Origin of the sequence: Kitasatospora sp. NPDC057542, from assembly GCF_042801945.1 — a bacterium.
In the GTDB taxonomy this organism is placed as follows: Bacteria; Actinomycetota; Actinomycetes; order Streptomycetales; family Streptomycetaceae; genus Kitasatospora.
Genome location: NZ_JBHVFE010000458.1, coordinates 1 through 7,123, shown reverse-complemented (window position 1 = coordinate 7,123; position 7,123 = coordinate 1). Strand labels below are relative to the sequence as shown.

Sequence of the window (7,123 nt, the reverse complement as noted above, 5' to 3'; positions counted from 1 at the left end):
GAGCCCCGTCTGCTGGGGCGGCCACCGGCGTGCAAGGCGCCGAGCAGCTCTGAGCGCCCGCGCCTTCAGCCCGCCCATCCGTGCCCAGCCCGATGTCCGGTTCAGCCACTGCCGAGTATCCAGATCGCGCTTGCCCGCGATCTGCTCCGTTCGGAGACCGGCGGCAGCCAGTACCCTCGCGGACTGTCCGACCGCATCCTTGCTTCCTGGTACGGCCGCCTCGGCTTCCATCCTGACTACGGCATCTGCATGGTTCGATGCGCCCGGTGCGGCAGAGCCGGCCGCCGCCGACAGCGCGCCGGGCCTTACTCCAGGGCAGTGCAGTCCTGGCCGAAGAGGGTTGACCAGCTCTGCGAGACCGCTACCGTCCCCCTTGCTTCCGCCGGGCGCCAGCGACGCCGACGAGGTCTGCGTACCAGATCGGACGCGGGCTACGGCTCAGTGCTGGCCCGCCACATCAAACGCTCGCCCACGCCAGCCGCCACGCCTCCAGGTGGTGTGGCTGCGATGCCATCCCTTCCTCAACTTGGAGATGTCATGTCCGAATCACTATCACTTCTGGTCCGCGGCTGCCTCCCCGAACACGTCAGCTTCCCGGCCGTCCGGGCCGTACTCGAGGTGCTGGCCGACGCCAAGATGACCTGCGCCGACCTCTCCTCCGAAGAGGCTCACCAGGTCAGGAATCGGAGCTGCACCGTCGGCGCCGTCGTCACACCCCGCGAAAGCCCCTCCGAGGTGATCGTGGAGTGGTTCGAGGACGGGGCCACCGACGAAGCCGCTCTACCGGCCCGCCGGGTCCAGACTGTCCGAAGCATGCGCAATCGCGTTCTTGACGAATGCGTTGGACTGCTACGCGACAGCGGCTTCACAGTGGCCCTCTCCGAGTCCTCGCGCACCCGTACGCGGCGGCTGCAGTCCCTGCTCGTGTCCGGCGAGCCGCACGAACTCGCGAAGGACTTGACGCAGACTCTCGCCCAGTACGGCCTGTCCCGGGCCGGTGTACTCCCGTCGTACTGGGAGATTCCAGACCTGTACCGCATCGTGGCCGTATCGGACGCGCTCGCCCTGACGTTCTCCCACGCGACGCAGGTGGAGCGGGTCCGGGACGCCATAGCCGTGCTGCGCGCCCAGGGCCTGAACGCCAACGAGGACGCGCCCAGCCTGTACGGCGTCGGCTACGGCGTCCTGGTGCGCGAGAACGCGTGGCCGGCCGGGGAACGCGACGGACTGAGCCCGGAGACCACCGAGTGCCAGGCTGCGCGGGACCTGCTGTGGACTCGCGGGTTCTCCCATGAGAACCCCGAGCTTGGCACGATCGGACATCGGGTCCACCCGCCCACCGACCTTGCCGCGCTGTACGACCGGGTGAGCGTGACCGCGGCGGACACCGCCTACGCGGAAGGGCACGGCCGGGAGCTGGCCACCGCCCTGTCGGCCGCGCACGCGGTGGCGTTCACAGCGGCCGGCTGGAGTGTGGTTCGCGAGGACCCGACCACCATCACGGTGTGCCGAAGCGCCGCGCTCCGCGCGGCCGCGGCCAGTGGGCCGAACACGGCGCCGACCGCCGTCGCAGCGGCGGTCTGACCCAGTCCCGACAGGGGCACCCACGCCGTGACCACCGGGTCGCGCAGCGCCCGTTCGCTGCGCGGCTCGCCGATGGCAGAGCGCGCTTGTCCAACCAGGCCCGAAGCTCATGACACAGCAGGGAAGGCGCAGGGCGGATCGAAGATGCAAGACCTGTCAGGAAGTCAGCCCTCCGCCGCCGACCCTGACGACCGCGAGCACTCCCACCACCGGGTTCTCGCCGCCATGGCCCATGGCAACAGGGGCCAACACCCAAGCCCATCCACGCAGACAGCCAGCCGATGCCGGTGCGCTCGCCGACATCTGGGTCGATCCCCAGGCCGACCCTCACCCCCTTGAACGCCCGCCCGAGCGCCCTACCGTGCGGACCGTGCCGCGCCCCGAGCCCGGGCCAAGCCAGGGCAGGCAGAGCACCCCAAGCAGAAGCCCACCAAGCCAGTGCTGACGCGCCCACCAGAAGGAGAAACCGATGAACGCGACCGCCGAACGGGTACGACTGGCCGCCAGTGCCCTCCGGGAGCTGTTCCGGGACTACCCGACCGACCCCGACGAAACGTCCGGCGCAGTAGTGCTGACCATCACCGCCACGGCGAGCGGGGAGCAGCACCGCCTGGAGCTGCAGCCCGGACAGGCGGACTGGATGCGCCAGCTCGCTGAAGCCGAAGCCAGCAGCTGCCACCGTGCGCACCCCGACCAGGACGGGCAGTGCGGCCACTGCAATGGCACGGGCAAAGCATCCGCGAACCCCACCGTGCAATCCGCCACGTCTTACCCCGGTCACGCGACGCACTTCACCGAGCAGGTCTTCGCACTGGCAGCCGAGGCCGGCCTGCACCCGACATCCTCCAAGCCCTACCGCGGTGCGTGGCGCATCTACCTTGACGCCAAAGCGGGACCGCAGTCCCTGTGCGGCTCGATCATGGTCGGTGCCCGCAGCGGACGAATCCTGCGAGCCCAACTTGTCCACGACGGCGGCGCGAAGGTTGCGAACCACACCGGAGCGGTCCAAGCCCGTCAGGCACTCGTCGCCTACGCGAACTCGATCGGTCGCCGACCTTGCAGGTAGCGGCCGGGCCACCACGACGACCGTACGCGCGGCCCCGTGCTTCGCGGGGCCGCGCCCACTCGGCCGCCGCCTCCGACGGTGCTGCCTACGAAGAACCGACCGCCCCATCAAGCCGCAAGCCGAGGTGGCCAGTCCGGTCCTCGGGACCGGGTGGCCAGCCGGACTTGACTGGTTCCTCCACACCACTACGGTGCGCCCCGCGTCCCAGCCCGAGTACCGAGACGCCATAGCAAGCCGACGCCGTCCGCTACTTACCGAGGCTGCGCAGCATGCCGCCCACGCGGAACCCAGCGGCCCAGCACAGGACCCCGCGCCCCGCACCGACTCAATTACCCGAAGGGCACCAGCATCCATGAACATCAAGCGTCCGTACCCGCAGCTGTCGGCCGTGCTCGCCGCCCTCGGCGCAGCCGGCCTCACCGCCGAAGCCAAGGTCTCGAGCGGCACCGCGGCCGACGACCAGGTCGTCGTGCCTGCACCCGGCGGCAGCTACTTCACCATCTGCTGCTCCGATGCGGGTACCGGATCCGACGCCCATCTCGCCGGCTACCAGGTCCTGCTCCGCAACCGGGAAGGCGACGTTCTCGCTGTCGCCTATGACAGCAGCACCACCGGTGACACGGATCCCGCACCCGTGGTGGCGGGAGTCGTGGCGGTTCTGCAGAACCACCCCACCGCCAGGGCGGAGCAACTCATCCCGGACACCGCGGGGGCACCGTCAGGGAGCAACCCGCAGAACACCTACACCGGCTTCGCCGACCCCGTCGGTGCTACTCGCATCGGCCACCCGGGGGTCTACGTACGGAACACGCCCGTGCTCGCCGTGGAACAGATCCTGCCGCCTGTGGCTGTCGAGCTCACCCTGCGCAACCCTGTCCCGGGCAAGGGCCCTCTGCGCGTTCGCCTGGACCCCGGCACCACCGGTCCCTGGGCCGTCCACCCGACGGCCGAAACCGGCTGATCAGCCGCTACCCGCTCCCCGGCACAGCGGGGGAGCGGGTACCGGCAGGCCCGTAGCTGGCCAAACCCGACGCGGACAGTCCTTGATCCGCCAGCAACCACCCCTACAGTGCACACCAGTTGAGCCTCTGAGACCCGAGGCCAGAGCCGGCCTACGCCGCCGCGTGCCCGGCCCGCACCCGAAACACCGGCAGCCACGCCACACCCACGACCCGGCATCCCTCCCCTGAAGTGGAGTTCACCGTGCCCTCCTTCCTCGACAAACTCTCCCGCCTATTGCGCGCCGCCCTGCCCGAACGCCCCAACCAGCGCCACCTGGCGGCGTTGCGGCTGGCGGCGCCCCGTCAACCGGGCGCGGAAATGCTCAGCGCCACGTCAAGCCCCGCCCCTGCCCTTCCCGGTCCCGGCCAGTACCGGGTCGCGGTCCTGTTGAACGTTGCCCTCGGCCCGGAGGGAAGGATGGTCAACTTCGACGGCTTCCAGGATGGCCATGAGCTGGCAGTGGCCAGTCCGGCCGAGGGAAGCCCTCTGCTGATCCTCACGGTCACCGCCCAGGACCTGCTGTCCGCTGCCGGACGAGCCTTCGACATCGGTAACCGCCAGGACACCGACGACAAGGGCGTGGAGTGGCCTTGCGACCTCCGCTCGGTGTCCGTCGGCGATGTCGTGCACATCACCAGTCCGTCCGGCCACTGGTACTACCTCGCCGTGGCGCGCAGGGGCTTCACCCACATCGATCCTCCGCTCAGGAAGTCCATCGTCGCGCTGGTCGGCAGCTCGGCGACCTCCCGCATCTGACCGGCCCAGCAGAACCAGCACGCGCTGCACCACCCCGAACGGGGCCAAGTCGAGCCCCGCCACACGAGACGAGGACGACCACAGTGATCGAACGCCCGACCCCCCAAAACGGACCCGACGGGGCTTCGCCTACAGATCTCGGCGCTGGCCAGGCTCCAAACGCTCACCGCGAAGTCGGGCCCCGCACAGTCACCCACCCCGCTTACCGGCACACCGAAGCCGGGCCGGACAGCCCGCTGACATCGCGCGCCGCCGTGCGCGGCGCCATCGCCCACGCGATCGCCAACTACCAGGCCACGGTCACCGCCAGCCCGGACGGCACGATCCGGATCACCACGTCCAGGCCCGGCGAGAACCCGCGCACGTTCGTACCCGCCCCGCAGCAGGAACAACAACCTGTCTGTACCGCCTGCCAGCACTTCGAGACAGAGCACGACCTGATCTACATGAACCACTGCGGCCGGGGCCGCTTCACCACCGACCCCGTCAGCGGGGACCTGCCCGACGGCTGGCTGTCCAATGAGGCCGCCTACCAGCTCCACCTCGCCGAGACCGGCCAAGACGGCGCCGAGGCCTGCGAACATGCCCTCGCCGTGGCCCGCGCGGTGCTTGGCCAGGACGGCGGCCAGCAGTGACCGCCTACCCGCACCGCCTCCGCCTGGCATGTGGGCACCGCTTGGACGCCCACCCAGTACCTCCGACATCCAACTCCGCATTCCGACCTGGAGACTGCCATGTCCTTCGCCAAGTCATCGTCCCTCAGCGCGCCAGCAATCAGCCACCAGAGCTATGTGCTCTCGCTCGCCATCCCTGAGAGCTACGCGCTCATCCACACCGACACGGGTCCGCTGCAGGTCGACATCCTCAAGCTCGAATACACGGGCTTTAGCCAGAACTACTACCTCAAGGGCCTCGCCATCTGCCACGACGACCGCGGAGAGCGTGTCGACGTCGATGTCCTGCCGCGCGACTCGTTCAAGCCAGAGCCCCGGCCGGTCTGGCTGGACGCCCTGCTTGTGAAGTATCAGCCCCACGGCTGGAACCTGACGGAGGGCACTCACCCCATCGGCACCCTTGACCGGCGCTGAGCAGCTGAAGAACTGCACTGATGTGCCAGGACTGTCTCGCTTCCGTCTTCCGGCGGGAGCGAGACGTCGTGCTTCCTCCGGGAGAGCCGCCGGTAGCCCCGGCCCCAGGCCGAGGCAAGGTGCGCTCCATGGCACCGACAGCGGCACTGATGCGGGCGGTCGAACGGACCCTGCCCAGAACGACCACCTCGCCGGCTGCCAGCACTGCGTGCTCTGGGCATCCGGGGGTTGACTCGCCGCCCCGCCTCGCTACGTTCCCCACCAGCGGTCGGGTCGGTGTGTTCCTGCAACGTGTCACTCTCCGCGTCCCGGTTCCTGCGTCCCGTTTCAGCAGCTACCGCTTACCGATGGTGGAGCGGCCGCTGGTCGGTTCCGGTGTCGCGCCGGGTGCTGGCGCTGGCTGGCCGGGTGGCAGGGGTCTTGCTGCGGTGTGTGTCTGTGCAGTTTCGCGGTGAGTCAGTGTGGGTGGGGGGTTGTTTGGCCGGGTGTCGTGTCTAGGTTCCGTAGTGGCTCCCGCGTGGTCGTTCGGCCCCGGTGCTTTCCCTTCCCCTGGCCTCCTGGTCTGTGTCATGCCGTCCCGTTGCCCGGGTTGGCCCGCAGCGTGCGGCGGTCGTGGGGAAGATGCCAGGGGCGCGGCTGTGTGGGAGGCCACTGATCGGGGCCCGCGGCCCCGGTGTGTGGTTGTTCATCTGGCCAGACGGTGACCACACCCCGGGGCGGGGTCCTCAACTCCGGTTCAGGAGAGGTGGATCTCTACCATGGCACACGCGCGTTCGAAGGTTCCAGTCGCATCCCCGCGAGTCACTCAGCCTCGGGTTGTGACCGCACGTTCCCACCAGGCCACGCCCACCGCCGCTGCCACTGGCGGCCGGGCCGCGCCGGCCGGTTCCCCGCAGGCTGCTCCCGGCGACGGTGGAAAGACCCTCACGGTTGCTGCCGCCAGGGCGATGGTTCTGGCCCGGATTCCGGCGGCCGTACGGATCGAAGCCCTGCGTGAGACCGTCCGGCGCCTGCTGGAGGCGAACCGGCGACTGCGTCAGCGGCTGGTCGCGAGCGACGACCAGATACGAGAGCTGACCCAGGAACGGAAACAGCTGCACGCCGAGCTTGCCGAGGCCCGCACGGACCCGGTCAGCGGTCTCGCCGGACGCCAGGCCTTCACCCGCCACGCGGCCGAACTGCTGCGCACGACCAAACGCGGATACAGCGTCGTCCTGCTGGACCTGGACGAGTTCAAGCCGGTGAACGACCGGTTCGGGCATGCGGCCGGTGACGCCGTGCTGGCAGCCGTGGGAGATCGGATCGCCCACTGGCTCGGCCCCGAGGAGAGTGCCGCACGGCTCGGTGGCGACGAGTTCGTCATCCTGGCCACACACGACGCCCGCCTGCCGGGCCGCGTCAATGTCCTACGGGACGCGATCACCGCCCCCGTCAGCCATGGAGGCCTGACGCTCAAGGTCGGAGTCTCGGCGGGCTCGGCACGGGTGACAGGCGGCCTGAGCCGGGCGCTCGGCGCAGCCGACCAAGCGATGTACGAGGCCAAGGGCTCCGGTCGTCGGGGACGCACCGCCGCAGCGCCCCGCGACGTGTAGCGGTCCTACACTCCGCCCGGGCACCCCACATGGGG

At 69.8% G+C, this 7,123-nt stretch carries 7 protein-coding genes; all 7 read left to right on the top strand.

Translation table 11 applies throughout. The annotated features are described in order from the left end of the window. Positions 1–618: 618 nt before the first annotated feature. The 7 genes from ACFU7Y_RS36375 to ACFU7Y_RS36345 all read left to right on the top strand — a co-directional run bounded on the left by ACFU7Y_RS36375 (position 619) and on the right by ACFU7Y_RS36345 (position 7,088). Positions 619–1,584 carry a hypothetical protein gene (locus ACFU7Y_RS36375; protein WP_380770920.1) on the top strand — a complete coding sequence of 322 codons (966 nt, stop codon included), beginning with the start codon at positions 619–621 and terminating at the stop codon, positions 1,582–1,584. Positions 1,585–2,053: 469 nt separating this feature from the next. Continuing rightward, positions 2,054–2,650, top strand: coding sequence for a hypothetical protein (locus ACFU7Y_RS36370; protein ID WP_380770919.1), 597 nt, complete (start codon positions 2,054–2,056; stop codon positions 2,648–2,650). A 352-nt stretch (positions 2,651–3,002) separates the two neighbouring features. Beyond that, the gene (locus tag ACFU7Y_RS36365; protein WP_380770918.1) at positions 3,003–3,611 is read left to right on the top strand and encodes a hypothetical protein; all 609 of its coding nucleotides are present in this window, start codon (positions 3,003–3,005) and stop codon (positions 3,609–3,611) included. A gap of 242 nt (positions 3,612–3,853) precedes the next feature. Continuing rightward, on the top strand, positions 3,854–4,408 hold the full coding sequence (locus tag ACFU7Y_RS36360) for a hypothetical protein (protein WP_380770916.1): 555 nt from the start codon (positions 3,854–3,856) through the stop codon (positions 4,406–4,408). A 254-nt stretch (positions 4,409–4,662) separates the two neighbouring features. Next, positions 4,663–5,043 (top strand): hypothetical protein, encoded by a 381-nt coding sequence (locus ACFU7Y_RS36355; protein ID WP_380770915.1) that lies wholly within the window; start codon positions 4,663–4,665, stop codon positions 5,041–5,043. A 99-nt stretch (positions 5,044–5,142) separates the two neighbouring features. Then, positions 5,143–5,496 carry a hypothetical protein gene (locus tag ACFU7Y_RS36350; RefSeq protein WP_380770914.1) on the top strand — a complete coding sequence of 118 codons (354 nt, stop codon included), beginning with the start codon at positions 5,143–5,145 and terminating at the stop codon, positions 5,494–5,496. Positions 5,497–6,314: 818 nt separating this feature from the next. Continuing rightward, entirely contained in the window at positions 6,315–7,088 is a 774-nt protein-coding gene (locus ACFU7Y_RS36345) for a diguanylate cyclase domain-containing protein (protein ID WP_380770913.1), read from the top strand. Positions 7,089–7,123: the final 35 nt, after the last annotated feature.